We start from the raw sequence: 14,512 nt of genomic DNA on the forward strand, positions 1-14,512 counted from the left end.
AGTGATTTACGCGGCCGAAATTGTCGCCCATGCTGTTAGCTCTGAAGATTTTATGATCGTCATCCCGCTTCGCGCAGCCGTTCCGCCGTCTGCAAGTCCACAGAAACAAGCTGACTCACGCCCTGCTCACCCATCGTCACGCCGAAGAGACGGTTCATGCGCGCCATAGTGATCGGATTATGCGTGATGACCACGAAGCGCGTTTCGGTCGAAGCCGCCATTTCATCCATCAGATTGCAGTAACGCTCCACATTATGGTCATCCAGCGGTGCGTCCACTTCATCGAGTACGCAGATCGGTGCCGGATTGGTGAGGAACACAGCAAAGATGAGCGCCATGGCCGTCAGTGCCTGCTCGCCGCCGGAAAGCAGTGTCATGGTCTGCGGCTTCTTGCCAGGCGGGCGGGCCAGAATTTCCAAGCCGGCTTCCAGCGGATCGTCGCTTTCGATCAATTGCAGTTCAGCCGTGCCGCCGCCAAACAGATGCGTGAACAGACGCTGGAACTGCACATTCACCACGTCGAACGCAGCCAGCAGGCGTTCGCGTCCCTCACGGTTGAGGCTCTGGATTGCCTGGCGCAGTTTCTTTATCGCCTCAATCACGTCCTCACGCTCGGAGACGATGATGCCCAGACGTCCGGACAGTTCCTGCTGCTCTTCATCAGCGCGCAGATTGACCGCGCCAAGCCGCTCGCGCTCGATCTTCAACCGCTCGAGCTGACGTTCAAGTTGATCGGGATCGGGCAAGGCTTCGTCTGGCCTCAAGCCAGTCTGGCGAATAGCCTCATGCGGAGAACAGTTCAAGGCTTCCGCGATGCGGGCTTCCGCATCCTTGCGCCGCTCTTCCGCCGCCGCAAGCCGTTCTTCGGCCCGCGCACGCTGTTCGCGGCTCGCCGCCAGTTGCTGGATGGCAAGAGTGGCCGTCTTGTCGAGTTCCGCCTGCGCGGCCTCTGCCTCGGCCAGAATATCGCCCGCCTGCTTGCGAAGGGCATCAGCCTGCGAAAGCTCGTTCAACAGCGCCCGGCGACGGCTCTCGATCTCGTCAGGCGCTTCCGCAAGCGCCTCGGCTTCATCCGCCGTTTCCGCCCGACGATCATTCAATGCCTCTATATGGCGGCCGGCATTCTCCGCGCGGGATTTCCAGTTGCGGCGCTCCAGCGCAATCATTTCCAGCCGCCGCTTACGGGCATCGGCCTCGCGCCGCAGGCCTTCAAGGGCCGCCCGCGCCTCAGCCAGCGCCGCGCGATCTGCCATGACCTCGCTGCTCAATGCGGCGAGCCGTTCGCCAATCGCATCGATATCCGGCATTTCGCCAAGCCGATCTTCGGCTTCCGCGACGCGCATTTGCGCTTCTTCGAGATTTTCAGTGAGATGCGCCTTGCTGTCTTCCAGACCCACACGGCGTGTCGCAAGCTGACCTGCGGCGCGTTCGGCGGCAGCCAGGGCTTCGCGCGCTTCGTCAAGCTTGCGCTGGTTCGCGCGCCATTGATCGCGGGCGACACGCTCCTGCTCAATGGCCTCGCGAAGGCCCGCCTCGGTACGCTGCACGTCCTGTTCGGCCTGCTCGGCACGCTTGCGGGCTGCAACCGCTTCCTGTTCGAGTTCCGCCAGCCGGTTTTTCTGCGCCAGCCGCTGGGCCGCCGGCGTTGGCGCATCAGCGCTCGCCGTATAACCGTCCCAACGCCAGAGCGCGCCCGCCTTGCTCACCAGCCGCTGGCCCGGTTGTAACAAGGCTTGCAGGCGCTTGCCATCACTATCCGAAACAACGCCAACCTGTGCCAGCCTGCGGCGCAACTGCTGCGGCCCTTCCACCAGCCGATCAAGCGGCGTCACGCCCTCCGGCAAAGCGGGATCGGCATTGGCGGCAGGATTGTAAGCCCAATAGACCGGTGCATGTTCATCGCTGGCCGCATCGAGATCTTCGCCAAGTGCTGCGCCGAGTGCGACTTCATAACCCTTCTCAACGCGCAGTTCTTCCACCACTGGCGGGAATTGCCCCGTTTCACCGGCATTCAGAATGCGGGCCAGCGTCTGCGCTTCCGTTTCGATACGGTTCAGTTCAGTGCGGGCTTCGCTCAAAGGCTGGCGGCTGGCGGCTTCCGCCTCACGTGCGTTAGCAACAAGCTCTTCCGTGCTGGCGACCATTTCTTCCGCCGTCGCCAGCGCTTCCGCGCAACGGTCGACCACGATGCGCTTTTCCGCCGGATCGAACAAGCCGCCGATCTGCTCCGCAACCGAAGCGATGTCGCGCTCGATCGCCTCCATCTGAACGGCCAGGCGGTCGCGACGGTCACGGGTTTCCTTCAGGGCCCGCTCGATCTGCACACGTTCCGCAGCCGCTTCTGCACGCTCAGCGGTCACGCGGGACAATGCATTCTCGCTGTCCTGCAAGCGAATTTCCGCTTCCTGGAACAACGCATGCAATTCCTGATCGCGTTCGCCGGATTCCTCGGCTGAAGCGATCAGTTCCTGCTCCTCTTCATCGAGCCGCGCCAGAATATCGGCGTTCTCGCGCATCATTTCTTCTTCGCGCGCTATATCGGCGGAAAGCTGCTCGAGGCGCTTTATCAACTCTGCCCGGCGAGCACGAAGACGCTCGCCTTCCTCGTCCAGTTGGGTCCGGGCAATGGAGAGGCGCTGCAACGCAGCCGCGGCCCTGGCCTCGGCCTCACGCAGTTCGGGCAGCTTGTGCGCGCCGACTGCCTGTGCCTTTGCAGCGTTCATCTGCGCCTGCGCCATGTCGCCAACGGCTGAGGTCGCCTGCGCCAGTGCGCTTTGCGCCTCGCCTTCCTGCATCTTTGCCTGTGACCAGCGCAGATGCAGGAGTGCGGCTTCTGCCCGGCGGATATCTGCGGAAAGGGCCTTGAAGCGATTTGCCTGACGGGCCTGACGCTTTAGACTTTCGATCTGGCTGCCCAGTTCGCCCACCACGTCATCCAGACGCTCCAGATTGGTTTCGGCGGCACGAAGGCGCAGTTCGGCCTCATGGCGGCGCGTATGCAGTCCTGAAATGCCAGCGGCTTCTTCGAGAAGCGCGCGACGGGCCTGCGGCTTTGCCTGAATCAGCTCACCGATACGGCCCTGCCCGACCATCGACGGCGAACGAGCACCTGTCGACTGGTCCGCGAAGAGAAGCTGCACATCCTTGGCGCGCGCTTCCTTGCCGTTGATGCGGTAAACCGAGCCGGATTCGCGTTCGATGCGGCGGGAAACCTGCAACTCATCCGCATCATTATAGCTCGCCGGCGCGCTGCGGTCCGAATTGTCGAGGAAGAGCGTGACCTCCGCCGTATTGCGCGCGGGCCGCGTGGCGGAGCCCGAGAAGATCACATCGTCCATGCCGGAAGCGCGCATGTTCTTGTATGAGTTTTCGCCCATCACCCAGCGCAGCGCTTCGACCAGATTGGATTTGCCGCATCCGTTCGGACCGACGACACCGGTCAGCCCGCCTTCGATGACAAACTCCATGGGCTCGACGAAGGATTTGAAGCCGACAAGACGAAGCTTGGAGAAGCGCATCAGCAAACGCCTCCCGCTATCATCCCAGAAACGCAAAAAGCGGGCGCAAGGGAGCGCCCGCTTTTCGATCTGAAAAACGGATCAGAGAAGCTTGTCGATGATTGCCGACATTTCGTCAACCGAAAGCGCTCCAGCGTATTTTTGTCCGTTAATGAAGAACGTCGGCGTTGCATTCACACCGAAATCCTTCGATCCACGCTCCATCGTGGCTCTCACATCATCGAGAAGTTGCTGGTTCGTCAAGCAAGCCTTGAACGACTCCTGTGTAAAACCGGCAAGTTTTGCAATTTGCAGGAGAGCGGCTTCGCCGTCTTCGGCTGTCGCCCATTGCTGCTGCTGCTTGAAGAAAACGTCGACCATCGGGAAGTACCGGTCTTCCGGTGCGCAGCGCGCCAGCATGAAAGCGGCAGTCGCGCGCGGATCGAACGGGAACTCACGGAAGATGAGCCGTGCCTTGCCCGTATCGATATATTTTTCCTTGATTTTCGGGAAGGTGTTGATCGTGAAATCGGCGCAATGCGGGCAGGTCAGCGATGCATATTCAACGATGGTAACCGGCGCGTCAGCCTTGCCGTAGACCATATCCTTGAGCTTGCCGGATTCGGCAATCTTGGCTGCATCGACTGTGCCTTCCGGACTACGCTGCTGCGCATTCGCGCCACCGGCAAAAGCCAGACCGGCAGCCGCCGCTCCGGCAAGAGAAATAACGTGTCTGCGATTAAACGCTGCAGGCATCCGAATCATCCAGTCCTGTTTCAATAGTTGACTTCGACATACAATCTAAAGCGGCAAGTCGCACTTCGCTAGACCCGCAGCGTTCACATGAAAGTCAGCACCTTGCATTTTTTGTCTTCATATTTGCGACAATCAACTGGGGCGCCTCTTACAAACTGCTGAAAGCTTGCATCAAATTTATGGCGGACGGTAGAATTCAATTGCCCTTGCCGTCCTTTCGGCCAGAGGTCCGCTTCTCTGCGAGAATGTTCTTGCCGAGACGGGCGAGCGCTGCGCGAAGCGCATCGTCTTCGATAGCGTCCGTCGCTTTGTCGATACGGCGCTCATCCGCAGGCCCGAGCGGCGCCAGACGCTTCACCCGTCGCTTGGCCGGAATAAGCGGCGGTTTCTGCTCGATGCGAATGCGCCCGACCGCGGAGAAACCGAGAAATCCATTGATACGGCTGATGATTTCTCCGGTCTCATGCTGGACCTGAAGAGCGGCGAACCCTTCACAGGCAATAATCAGTGTTGCAGGAGAAAACGGGTCGTCCTCATGGAGACGGCGTGGCCAGATAATGCGCAGTGGGCGCGAGGTTGCGCCGATGGCGGGACCAACGATGTCTTCCCATGACTGAAGCAAGGCGAGATTGATACCGGCGCGTTTCTGCAGCATCGGATCGACCAGACCCGAAGCCATATCTGCCAGCGGCCTGAAGCCGCGCCTGGAAGTTTGTTCGCTCATCGCGCTCCATTATAGCCGCGAAACCACTCCACGAACAAAGGAATACCCTGATCGAGCGTGGTTTTCGGACTGAAGCCAAGGTCGCGGGCGGCAAGCGTGATGTCGGCATAGGTGCGCGGCACATCGGCGGCGGGCATGGGTTCGAGCTTGCGGATCGCTTCCTTGCCGGTCGCTTTCTCGATCGCCGCGATGAAATCGTTGAGCATTACCGGCCGGTTGTTGCCTAGATTATAGACGGGCGCCGTATCTTCCGGCTTGTCGATTATGCGTCGCACCGCTCCGACCACCCCGCTGACGATATCGTCCACGAAGGTAAAATCCCGCTGCATCTCGCCATTGTTGAACACGCGGATCGGCTCGCCCTTGAGGATCGCCGAGGTGAACAGCCACGGCGCCATGTCGGGACGCCCATAGGGGCCGTAGACCGTGAAGAAGCGCAAACCGGCAGAGTGGAGCTTATGCACGTGACGATAAGAGTAAGCCAGCAATTCACCGGAGCGCTTTGTTGCGGCATAGATCGATACAGGATGATCGACGGGATCGCCTTCGGAAAACGGCACCTTTTCGTTTGCGCCATAGACCGACGACGAACTGGCATAGACCACCGGCGGCCGCTTCTCCAGTCGCAGCGCGGTTTCGAAAACCGTGACCTGTCCCTGAACATTGGCCGAGATATAGGCCGAGGGGTTCTCAATGGAATAGCGTACCCCTGCCTGTGCAGCCAGATGCACGATGACATCCGCATCACGGTCGGAGCCGATTGCAGCGGTGAGTGCCGAGGCGTCGGAAATATCCGCCTTCGCAAACCGGAACCCGTCCCGCATGTGAAGCTTCGAAAGCCGCGTTTCCTTCAACGCGACCGGATAATAATCGTTTACATTGTCGATGCCGACGATCTGCCAGCCCTCATCCAGCAGTCGTTGCGCGGTATGGAAACCGATAAACCCGGCAGCGCCCGTTACAATCGCTTTCATGCAGGTGATTTCTTTCCCAAAACATATGAGGTGAGCCCGGCGCGGCGTGCCGCCATGATGCGCCTCGATGCAGCCGCGTTGAGCGCCGCGAGGAAGAACATGGTCGAGGATATCGTCACTTCATGCAACAACGGATTGTGCAGCATGCCATAGCTGCCGCACACGAGGGCAAAGTAGATCAAGGCTCGTCGCATTGCCCAGCTATCGGCTGTTCGCCACAAATAGACGAAGATGGAGATAAACGCACAGGCCATGAAGATGAGACCGACAATACCGTCATTCAGCAACTCGTCTAGCACCGTATTATGGACATGGCGGAAGCCATCAAGCATCGACGCCTTGTCGCCCGCCTCGGCCCTCACATACTCCATCTTTGAATAGGAACCGACACCTGCGAGAGGATGGGCGGCGATAACATTAGACGCACTCTTCCACATGACCTCGCGAATATCCGCCGAAACCTTGTCCTCCCAGTCAGCGGCGTGTCCGGTATCGTAATATTCGATCATTCCGGAGAAACGTTTGGAAATGATGCTGCCTACTGGGCCTACCACGACGAGAGCAGCTATTGCTGCAAACAGTATCGCATAGGCAGTTCCCTGCTGCCGGATACTGAAACGCTTCAGGAAGATGACAGTTTCCACGGCTGCGAATATCGGCAAGACCACGATGACTGCCCGGGTTTCGGACGTCAGAACCGCCGCGAACCCCAATACCAGCCACTGCGGACCGTTCGGCAAATATCGCGAAGCCTTACGCAAAGGAATGGCGGCGGATATCGCCGCTACTCCGGCCACGAATGCAAAGACAGCCTGATTGCCGCCGACACCTATGCGCCCCCCGTCGGTCACGGAAAGATAGAGCGCGATAATCAGGGCAAGCAGCGTCCCAACACGCGCGCCAAGGACATAGGCCCGGAGCGGGTCCCGGACAAGCACCATTCCCGAACCGGCAAAAGCAAAAATCGCGATCAGCAGCGTGTAGCCGATCTGCCGGTTGTCGTTGAAAGGCTCGCCCCGAAACAAGATAAGGCCCAACGACCAGCCAGCATATAAGACTATGAATAAATAGAACTTCCGGGCGAACATGCGCGTAGTCGCATGACGTCCGCAGGCGAGATAAATACCGATGCAAGAAAATACGAAAAGTATCAGTGGTCCGAGCCCGACGCGAATGGGCATGGCCGCCGATGCGACTGCCAGTACCCCAGAATCTATCCGACGCCGCAGGAGAAAAGACTTCTTAAAAAAACTCAAACTCTGTCCTCTCTTAAGCTCTTCCGGTCAAAAGAGTAAGCGATTCGTCTGACATAGTCTGTCGCTCGAAACAGAAGGGTGCTTATCCTTTTGTATGCCGGCAGACGCTTTTTGGCGTAAACAGAGCGCCCCTGAGCGATAGTAGAAGTGGCCATGTCCGAAAATTCGACGACCGGCTTGTCGGTTGTAAAAATCTGATAAGCACCAGCCCATCCTCTTTCCAGTGCGACATCATAAGGAAGCCGCATCGGGCGAAGCGCCTTGAGCAATTTCGAGGCGCCTTCACGGGTAACGACATAAGCCGCGGAACTTCCCAGCGGTCCATGCAAGCAGCGACCAATTAAAAACTGGCTATCAATACGCTGGAAAGACTGGAAAGCAGCGGTTCGGTGGTTGACAAGCTTCACTGCGTCCCAGCCTGCCGCCTTTGTCAAATGTCTTAGAAAGGGTTTGAACGCAGGTGTAAAAACGATGTCATCTTCCACAATCACGGCAAAAGGCTCCGGCGCACCGGCTATGATTTCCAATGCTCGTATGTGACTGAAGTAACAGCCAATTTCTGCCGGCATTGCGATTTTGCCGTGCCGGCGACGGAACCCTGCCTCATCGAAATCCGTCAGTTCCTCCGATGACAGCAGCTTTCCCTCGACGGCTTCCACGCGCCGGAGTTCGATTGAAAGAGCATCGGCGTTGGACTTCAACCTGTCCCAGCGATCCCGGGACCGCGCAAGATTGATGACATAGACAGGTACTGACTGGTTCACTTATTTTCTTTCCAAGGGAGCATGCCTAGAGACCACGGCAGATTTCTATGCTTAAGCCATTAATATGCACAGCATTGTTTCTATGAAATGTAAAATTAAGGCATTAGAGCGACTCTCGTGAAACGGAACAGCGCATCCGTTCTATCTCTTTGCTTTCAGGCATTATTCCACGCAAAACCGCTTCGCACTTTTGCTGAAAATGCTCTAGTCAGAATAACGCCCAATTGTTAACCGATGCCGTTCTCATGCTGACTTCCACCACTTCCAATCAAAGCACAAAGCTTCTGCACTGGTATGACCGGCACCACCGCGTCTTGCCGTGGCGCATCAGCCCATCCGAACAGGCCTCCGGCATCAGGCCAGATCCCTATCGCGTGTGGCTGTCCGAAATCATGCTTCAGCAGACAACAGTCGAGGCGGTCAAGTCCTACTTTGTAAAGTTCATCGAACGCTGGCCCACGGTTCAGGCCATGGCGCGGGCGAGTGAAGACGATATTCTGCGAGCATGGGCCGGGCTTGGATACTATTCGCGTGCACGCAACTTGAAAAAATGCGCCGACGCCGTGGTTCGGCAGCATGACGGCAACTTTCCTGGCAGCGCTGCAGCATTGAGGGAACTGCCGGGCATCGGCGACTATACTTCGGCCGCAATCGCTGCAATCGCCTTTGGCGAAGCGGTCGCAGTTGTGGACGGCAATGTGGAACGTGTGATTTCACGGCTTTACACAATCGACACGCCCCTGCCCGCAGCAAAACCGGAAATCCGCGCGCTCATGGGGCAATTGACTCCCATCGACAGGCCGGGAGATTTTGCGCAGGCGATGATGGATCTGGGCGCAACCATATGCACGCCGCGGCGTCCAGCTTGTGCCATCTGTCCGCTCAATGACGATTGCATGGCGCTCAAATCCCGTGACCCGGAAGAGTTTCCGGTAAAGGCGTCCAAAGCGGAGAAGCCAATTCGCACGGGCGCGGCATTCATCGCCATTGCCGACGATGGGTCGGTTTTCCTGCGCAAGCGGAGGGATGTGGGACTGCTCGCCGGGATGACCGAAGTTCCGGGCAGCCCATGGACGGCTCGCATTGATGGCGATACGACTATCGATGCGGCTCCGTTCCCCGCGCGATGGACAGCTTCCGGTTCGATTACGCATGTTTTCACGCATTTCGAACTGCGTCTCTCCGTCTATCGTTCGGAAAATGTCAGCAAGGCTGCATCCAGCGACGGTTGGTGGTCCCTCCCGACCGAGCTTTCAGACGAGGCATTGCCAACAGTCATGAAAAAGGCGATCACCGCTGCCATACCAGAAGCTTTCAAAGGGAAGAGGAAAAACCGTTGAGCAGTCCCGTCAGGCACATCGTCTTCGACATCGGCAGGGTTCTTATCCATTACGATCCCGAACTCGCCTATCTCGATATTATTCCCGATGCGTCGGAACGGCGTTGGTTCCTGGAGAATATCTGCACCGGCGCATGGAATATCGAACAGGATCGCGGGAGAACTTGGCATGAGGCTGAGGCGTTGCTGATCGATGCATACCCGGAGAAAAGCGATCACATCCGCGCGTTCCGGCAAAACTGGAACCGCATGGTGCCGCACGCTTATGAGAACAGTGTCGAAATTCTGCGCGGTCTCATCGGGAACGGCCACGACGTCACCATGCTGACGAATTTTGCGTCCGATACTTTCCGGGAAGCGCAGGGGCGGTTTCCATTTCTGACTGAAAGCCGGGGCGTTACGGTCTCAGGCGACATCCGCATGCTTAAACCGGACCGGGAAATCTACGATCATCACGTTGCATCATTCGATCTCGACCCGGCAGCTACACTTTTCATCGATGACACGATGCACAATGTGGACGGTGCCAGGCAGGCTGGCTGGCAGGCCGTGCATTTTACCGGCGCGAACAAGCTGGCCGCTGACTTGAAAGCACTGGATCTCGATTTCTGACCCGGAATTCCCCGTCAGACGAAAACAGCGAAGACGCCCGCAGCCTATGCTTCGGGCGCCTCACTATCAGACTATGCTGGAGGCCGTCCGATAAGAATAAGAGCGCCGGGCAGGCAGTTCGAAACGCGTTCTAGAGCGGTTCCTGTTCTGACAGAATCGCCGGAACCGTTCTAACCATTTGTTTTATCGCATTATCCAACGCAAAACCGTTTCACACTTTTGCTGGAAATGCTCTAAGCGCCTGCAGCCGCCATCTGGTCGCGGATGACCTTGCGCAAAGCGTCAATTGGTTTCAGCGTGCCGTTTTCCTCGTAGTGCCAGAAAGTCCAACCATTGCAGGCATCAAAGCCCTGGACCTTCGCACCGATGCGATGGATTGAACCGGCTTCGCCATTGGCGGCAAGCGTACCATCGGCCCGTACAATGGCAGCAAAACGGCGGCGTTCATCGGAAAGCACCGTGCCAGGGCGAAGAAGACCGGCTTCTATAACGCTGGTGAACGCCACACGCGGTTCGGCCCGCTTGCCGGTCATCACGGTGAGTTCGGCCTTGCCGAGCGGTTCAACGGCGTCAATGCGCGCCGTTGCCGCATCGATATAGCTTTGTTCGCGCTCGATGCCGACGAAATGGCGTCCAAGACGCTTTGCAACGGCGCCGGTCGTGCCGGAACCGAAGAACGGATCGAGAATGACGTCACCGGGCTTACTGGACGCCATCATGATGCGGGCAAGCAGCGCTTCCGGCTTCTGGGTCGGGTGAACCTTGTCGCCGTTTTCGTCCTTGAGGCGTTCCGAACCGGTGCAGATCGGGAACAGCCAGTCCGAGCGCATCTGCACATCGTCATTGGCGGCCTTCATCGCTTCATAGTTGAAGGTGTAACCCTTGCCCTTCTGGTCCCGCGAGGCCCAGATCAGCGTTTCATGGGCGTTCTGGAAGCGACGGCCGCGGAAATTCGGCATCGGATTCGTCTTGCGCCAGATGATGTCGTTCAGGAGCCAAAAGCCCAGGTCCTGCAACTGCGAGCCGACGCGGAAAATATTGTGGTAGGAACCGATGACCCAGATGGTGCCATTCGGCTTCAAGACGCGGCGGCAAGCCATAAGCCAGGCGCGTGTGAACGCGTCATAGGCCTGGAAGCTTTCGAACTGGTCCCAATGATCGTCAACCGCACTCACCATCGACTGGTCGGGACGATGCAGATCGCCGCCAAGCTGGAGGTTATATGGCGGATCGGCGAAAATCACGTCCACGGAATGATCCGGCAGGCGTTCCAGAGCAGCGACGCAATCACCTTTGATGATGGAGTCAAGCCAGGCGGTACGCGGAGCCTCGATGGGCAACTCATGCGCAAGACGTACAAGAGACATGGGATACTCGATTACCTGTGGACGCAAAAACTTGTCCTTATGGTTACCGGGCAGGGTAAATATGCAGTTAACGCCAAGTGATTGAAATCGTAAATCTTTTCTTAAACGAGAGGGAAAGTCCGCAGTTCCGGGCTTTTCACGCACTATTGCCCCGAACATTTTGCCGTCTGTCATCTTAACGCCGCGATCGCTGTGCAATGCTGTTTTCGACCGCTTGCCCTTGATAAGGCTTGGTTATTCCTTTTTGCCTATAATCGGCAGCCAACTTCTGAATTTGCGTGGCGGGCATGCCAGCCGCCCGCTTGCCCGGTGTTTTTATGATGAATATCGCTGAACTGCGGCATAACCGGTATTTGCGGGTTTTATTCGTACCCTTCCGCATGCGTGCGCTGGTTCGCGGCAGCGAAATAGGCCTCGTCATCGCCGGTGCCGCGATCGGTATCATTTCAGGGCTGATGGTTGCAGCCATAGGCAGTATTTCGCAATGGATGCACCAGGCGATCTTCGCGCTTGAGCCCGGCGAAAAACTCAGTTCGGCTGCATCGCTGCAACCGAGCGCCTATATTGCACCGCTCGCCGGCGGCATCCTGATGGGGATCGTGATCTGGGTTCTTGCCCGATGGCGCAAGCGCCCCATCGTGGACCCGATCGAAGCAAATGCGCTCCATGGGGGGCGTCTGTCGCTCACGGACAGCTTTATCCTTGTCGGGCAGAACCTGATTGCCAACGGCTTCGGTGCATCAGTCGGACTGGAAGCAGCCTATACGCAGCTTGCGAGCGGTTTCGCCTCCCGCATCGGTCGGGCGCTCAAGCTTCGCCGCGCGGATCTGCGGACTTTGGTCGGCTGCGGCGCTGCGGCTGCCATCGCCAGCGCCTTCAATGCACCTTTGACCGGGGCATTTTACGCCTTCGAACTTATCATCGGCGTCTATTCGATTGCCACGCTGACGCCGGTCGTCGTGGCGGCGATCATCGGCGCTCTGGTGACGCAGGCAATCGGCGGCGCGCCCTTCATCATCGATATCGGCCAGATCGACGACATCACGCCACGTGATTACGTTCCCGCTCTTGTGCTCGGCTTCTTCTCGGCAGGCATTGCCATCCTCATCATGCGCGGCGTGACCTTTGTGGAAAAAGTCGCCCGGCGCAGCGTGGTGCCCAATGTGATGGCCCCGGCAATCGGCGGCGCCATCGTTGGAATGATCGCCTTCCTTTCACCGCAGGTTCTGGCCTCCGGCCACGGAGCACTCCACCTCGACCTGAATGCAAACATCACCATTCCCGCACTCCTGCTTCTGATCTTTGCCAAATCGCTCGCTTCTGCCGTCTCCATCGGATCCGGCTTTCGCGGTGGTCTGTTCTTCGCATCGCTGTTTCTCGGTGCGCTGACAGGCAAGCTGTTTGCTGCCGTGGCCGGCGCGGTATTGCCAGCCGGTCTGGCACTCGCACCCGAAGTCTATGCCGTCATCGGCATGAGCTCGCTTGCCGTCGCAGTCGTGGGCGGCCCTATGACCATGACCTTCCTGGCACTGGAGCTTACCGGCGATTTTCCGATTTCCATGCTCGTGCTCGGTGCTGTCGTCTCGTCCTCGCTGATGGTGCGAAAGACCTTCGGTTACTCCTTCGCCACGTGGCGCTTCCATCTGCGTGGAGAGGCCATCCGGTCCGCCCATGATATCGGATGGATACGGGACCTGACCGTCAACCGGATGATGCGCCATGACGTGCGGACCGTGCTGATCGATACCGATATCGAAACATTCCGCCACGATTTCCCGCTCGGATCGACCCAGCGGGTGATCGCGGTGGATGCCGAGGGACGATATGTCGGCATGATCCCGGTTCCGGAAGTTTACGCCGACAGCTTCGATACATCCGATGGCGAACACAGCATCCGCGAGCTTCTCAAATATCAGGATGAATTCCTGCTGCCTCAGATGAACGCCAAGGAAGCTGTCGTCCGCTTCGACCGGGCAGAAAGTGAAGCTCTGGCCGTGGTGAACAACGCACAGGAGCGCAAGGTGCTCGGCCTCCTCAGTGAAGCGCACACCTTGCGCCGCTATAGCGAAGAACTGGACCGGCGCCGTCGCGAAGTGTCCGGTGAGGTCTGAACCGGATGGAAATCGGCCCCTGGACCGAATGCGCCGCATGGATGCTTCACCCTCTCGCCGGAAAGGCTCCAATTTGACGGCTTCGCCGTAAAGGTGTAGCTCAACCTGGTGTTCCGGCTACTGCCGGTGCTCACTCCTCCCAATAAGAAGGCTATGATCATGGCGGCCCCGTCCCTCATCATTTTCGATTGCGATGGCGTTTTAGTAGATTCTGAAATCATCGCCGCGGAAGTCGAGTCCACACTTCTCACCGAAGCCGGGTATCAGATTGCCGCCGATGAGATGGCCGAACGTTTTGCCGGTCTGACGTGGCAGGATATTCTTCTGACCGTAGAGCGCGAGGCCGGGATTCCGCTTTCAGCGTCGCTTCTCGACAAGTCCGAAAAGATTCTGGACGAAAAGCTCAAGAATGAAGTTCAGGCCGTTGAAGATATCGTTGAAGTGGTATCGGCATTGAAGCTGCCGAAGTGCATCTGCTCCAATTCGACCAGTCATCGGCTGGAAAGCATGTTGCAGCGTGTCGGTCTTTACGAGCTGTTTGCGCCCAATATCTTTTCAGCCAAGGAAGTAGGCACCAAAAAGACCAAGCCCGCGCCAGACGTGTTTCTTTATGCAGCCAAGCAATTCGGTGTCGATCCGAAGGACGTCATCGTGATTGAAGACTCCGCGCATGGCATCCAGGGCGCACGCGCCGCTGGCATGCGTGTGATCGGCTTTACGGGCGGCGCTCACACCTATCCGGGACATGCCGACAAGCTGACCGATGCGGGAGCGGAAACCGTCATCCATCGCCACAAAGACCTGCCCAGTGTCATCGAAGCCTTGTCCGTCTGGACCGATGCCTGAATGAGATAGTCCGACGCCTGGCTTCCGTCAGGCGGCGGTTTGCTTGTTGCGCCCCTTGGGCGGGGCATTGAGAATTGCCAGAAGCTCTTCGGCTTCACTTTCAGAGAGGCCGATCAGCAAGCGGGTTCCCATGATGACGGGTTCGCCGGAGGACGTATCGAAGATCGCCCAGGTGTCCGTCGGTTCAAGAATGCGTTCATATTTCTGTTTCATGAGAACACACTAGCCGAAACCTGTTGCCATTCATTTCATGCAGGCGGTTGCAT

The 14,512-nt window shown here is 58.0% G+C and carries 12 protein-coding genes; 4 read left to right on the forward strand and 8 right to left on the reverse strand.

Annotation, left to right across the window (positions count from 1 at the left end; translation table 11 throughout):
- Nucleotides 1-59: 59 nt before the first annotated feature.
- The 6 genes from smc to ACS5UA_RS03375 form a co-directional block, all read right to left on the reverse strand.
- Nucleotides 60-3,518, reverse strand: coding sequence for a chromosome segregation protein SMC (smc, locus tag ACS5UA_RS03350; RefSeq protein ID WP_443101153.1), 3,459 nt, complete (start codon nucleotides 3,516-3,518; stop codon nucleotides 60-62).
- 81 nt (nucleotides 3,519-3,599) lie between these two features.
- Complete coding sequence (locus tag ACS5UA_RS03355) at nucleotides 3,600-4,253, reverse strand: DsbA family protein (RefSeq protein WP_443101154.1); 654 nt, start codon at nucleotides 4,251-4,253, stop codon at nucleotides 3,600-3,602.
- A 196-nt stretch (nucleotides 4,254-4,449) separates the two neighbouring features.
- Entirely contained in the window at nucleotides 4,450-4,977 is a 528-nt protein-coding gene (locus ACS5UA_RS03360) for a DUF721 domain-containing protein (RefSeq protein WP_443101155.1), read from the reverse strand.
- On the reverse strand, nucleotides 4,974-5,951 hold the full coding sequence (locus ACS5UA_RS03365; RefSeq protein ID WP_443101156.1) for an SDR family NAD(P)-dependent oxidoreductase: 978 nt from the start codon (nucleotides 5,949-5,951) through the stop codon (nucleotides 4,974-4,976). The genes ACS5UA_RS03360 and ACS5UA_RS03365 overlap by 4 nt, the downstream gene beginning before the upstream one ends.
- Nucleotides 5,948-6,988, reverse strand: coding sequence for an O-antigen ligase family protein (locus tag ACS5UA_RS03370; RefSeq protein WP_443101157.1), 1,041 nt, complete (start codon nucleotides 6,986-6,988; stop codon nucleotides 5,948-5,950). Before ACS5UA_RS03370 ends, ACS5UA_RS03365 begins: the two co-directional genes overlap by 4 nt.
- 215 nt (nucleotides 6,989-7,203) lie before the next feature.
- Complete coding sequence (locus tag ACS5UA_RS03375; RefSeq protein ID WP_443101158.1) at nucleotides 7,204-7,971, reverse strand: glycosyltransferase family 25 protein; 768 nt, start codon at nucleotides 7,969-7,971, stop codon at nucleotides 7,204-7,206.
- 245 nt (nucleotides 7,972-8,216) lie between these two features.
- Between ACS5UA_RS03375 and mutY the strand changes: the two genes are divergently transcribed.
- Nucleotides 8,217-9,311 (forward strand): A/G-specific adenine glycosylase, encoded by a 1,095-nt coding sequence (gene mutY, locus ACS5UA_RS03380; RefSeq protein WP_443101159.1) that lies wholly within the window; start codon nucleotides 8,217-8,219, stop codon nucleotides 9,309-9,311.
- Nucleotides 9,308-9,922: an HAD family hydrolase gene (locus ACS5UA_RS03385; protein WP_443101160.1), complete on the forward strand. Its 615-nt coding sequence runs from the start codon at nucleotides 9,308-9,310 to the stop codon at nucleotides 9,920-9,922. Before mutY ends, ACS5UA_RS03385 begins: the two co-directional genes overlap by 4 nt.
- A gap of 233 nt (nucleotides 9,923-10,155) precedes the next feature.
- Here ACS5UA_RS03385 and ACS5UA_RS03390 read toward each other — a convergent pair whose 3' ends face one another.
- Nucleotides 10,156-11,289 carry a site-specific DNA-methyltransferase gene (locus tag ACS5UA_RS03390; RefSeq protein ID WP_112700985.1) on the reverse strand — a complete coding sequence of 378 codons (1,134 nt, stop codon included), beginning with the start codon at nucleotides 11,287-11,289 and terminating at the stop codon, nucleotides 10,156-10,158.
- A 320-nt stretch (nucleotides 11,290-11,609) separates the two neighbouring features.
- Here ACS5UA_RS03390 and ACS5UA_RS03395 point away from each other — a divergent pair, with 320 nt between their 5' ends.
- On the forward strand, nucleotides 11,610-13,400 hold the full coding sequence (locus tag ACS5UA_RS03395) for a chloride channel protein (RefSeq protein WP_031346440.1): 1,791 nt from the start codon (nucleotides 11,610-11,612) through the stop codon (nucleotides 13,398-13,400).
- 159 nt (nucleotides 13,401-13,559) lie between these two features.
- On the forward strand, nucleotides 13,560-14,246 hold the full coding sequence (locus ACS5UA_RS03400; protein ID WP_006470700.1) for an HAD family hydrolase: 687 nt from the start codon (nucleotides 13,560-13,562) through the stop codon (nucleotides 14,244-14,246).
- A 27-nt stretch (nucleotides 14,247-14,273) separates the two neighbouring features.
- Here the strand turns inward: ACS5UA_RS03400 and ACS5UA_RS03405 are convergent, their stop codons facing one another.
- A complete protein-coding gene (locus ACS5UA_RS03405) occupies nucleotides 14,274-14,459 on the reverse strand; it encodes a hypothetical protein (RefSeq protein ID WP_006466249.1) in 186 nt (61 codons plus the stop codon).
- Between the last annotated feature and the right edge of the window lie 53 nt (nucleotides 14,460-14,512).

Origin of the sequence: Brucella sp. RRSP16 (genome assembly GCF_052246815.1) — a bacterium.
GTDB classification, from domain to species: domain Bacteria; phylum Pseudomonadota; class Alphaproteobacteria; order Rhizobiales; family Rhizobiaceae; genus Brucella; species Brucella intermedia.

What these genes read in the sequence shown, in the direction of transcription:
- ACS5UA_RS03360 (WP_443101155.1), bottom strand. Translation starts at nt 4,977, where the DNA reads ATGAGCGAACAAACTTCCAGGCGCGGCTTCAGGCCGCTGGCAGATATG.
- ACS5UA_RS03400 (WP_006470700.1), top strand. Translation starts at nt 13,560, where the DNA reads ATGGCGGCCCCGTCCCTCATCATTTTCGATTGCGATGGCGTTTTAGTA.
- ACS5UA_RS03355 (WP_443101154.1), bottom strand. Translation starts at nt 4,253, where the DNA reads ATGCCTGCAGCGTTTAATCGCAGACACGTTATTTCTCTTGCCGGAGCG.
- smc (WP_443101153.1), bottom strand. Translation starts at nt 3,518, where the DNA reads ATGCGCTTCTCCAAGCTTCGTCTTGTCGGCTTCAAATCCTTCGTCGAG.
- mutY (WP_443101159.1), top strand. Translation starts at nt 8,217, where the DNA reads ATGCTGACTTCCACCACTTCCAATCAAAGCACAAAGCTTCTGCACTGG.
- ACS5UA_RS03365 (WP_443101156.1), bottom strand. Translation starts at nt 5,951, where the DNA reads ATGAAAGCGATTGTAACGGGCGCTGCCGGGTTTATCGGTTTCCATACC.
- ACS5UA_RS03395 (WP_031346440.1), top strand. Translation starts at nt 11,610, where the DNA reads ATGAATATCGCTGAACTGCGGCATAACCGGTATTTGCGGGTTTTATTC.
- ACS5UA_RS03390 (WP_112700985.1), bottom strand. Translation starts at nt 11,289, where the DNA reads ATGTCTCTTGTACGTCTTGCGCATGAGTTGCCCATCGAGGCTCCGCGT.
- ACS5UA_RS03405 (WP_006466249.1), bottom strand. Translation starts at nt 14,459, where the DNA reads ATGAAACAGAAATATGAACGCATTCTTGAACCGACGGACACCTGGGCG.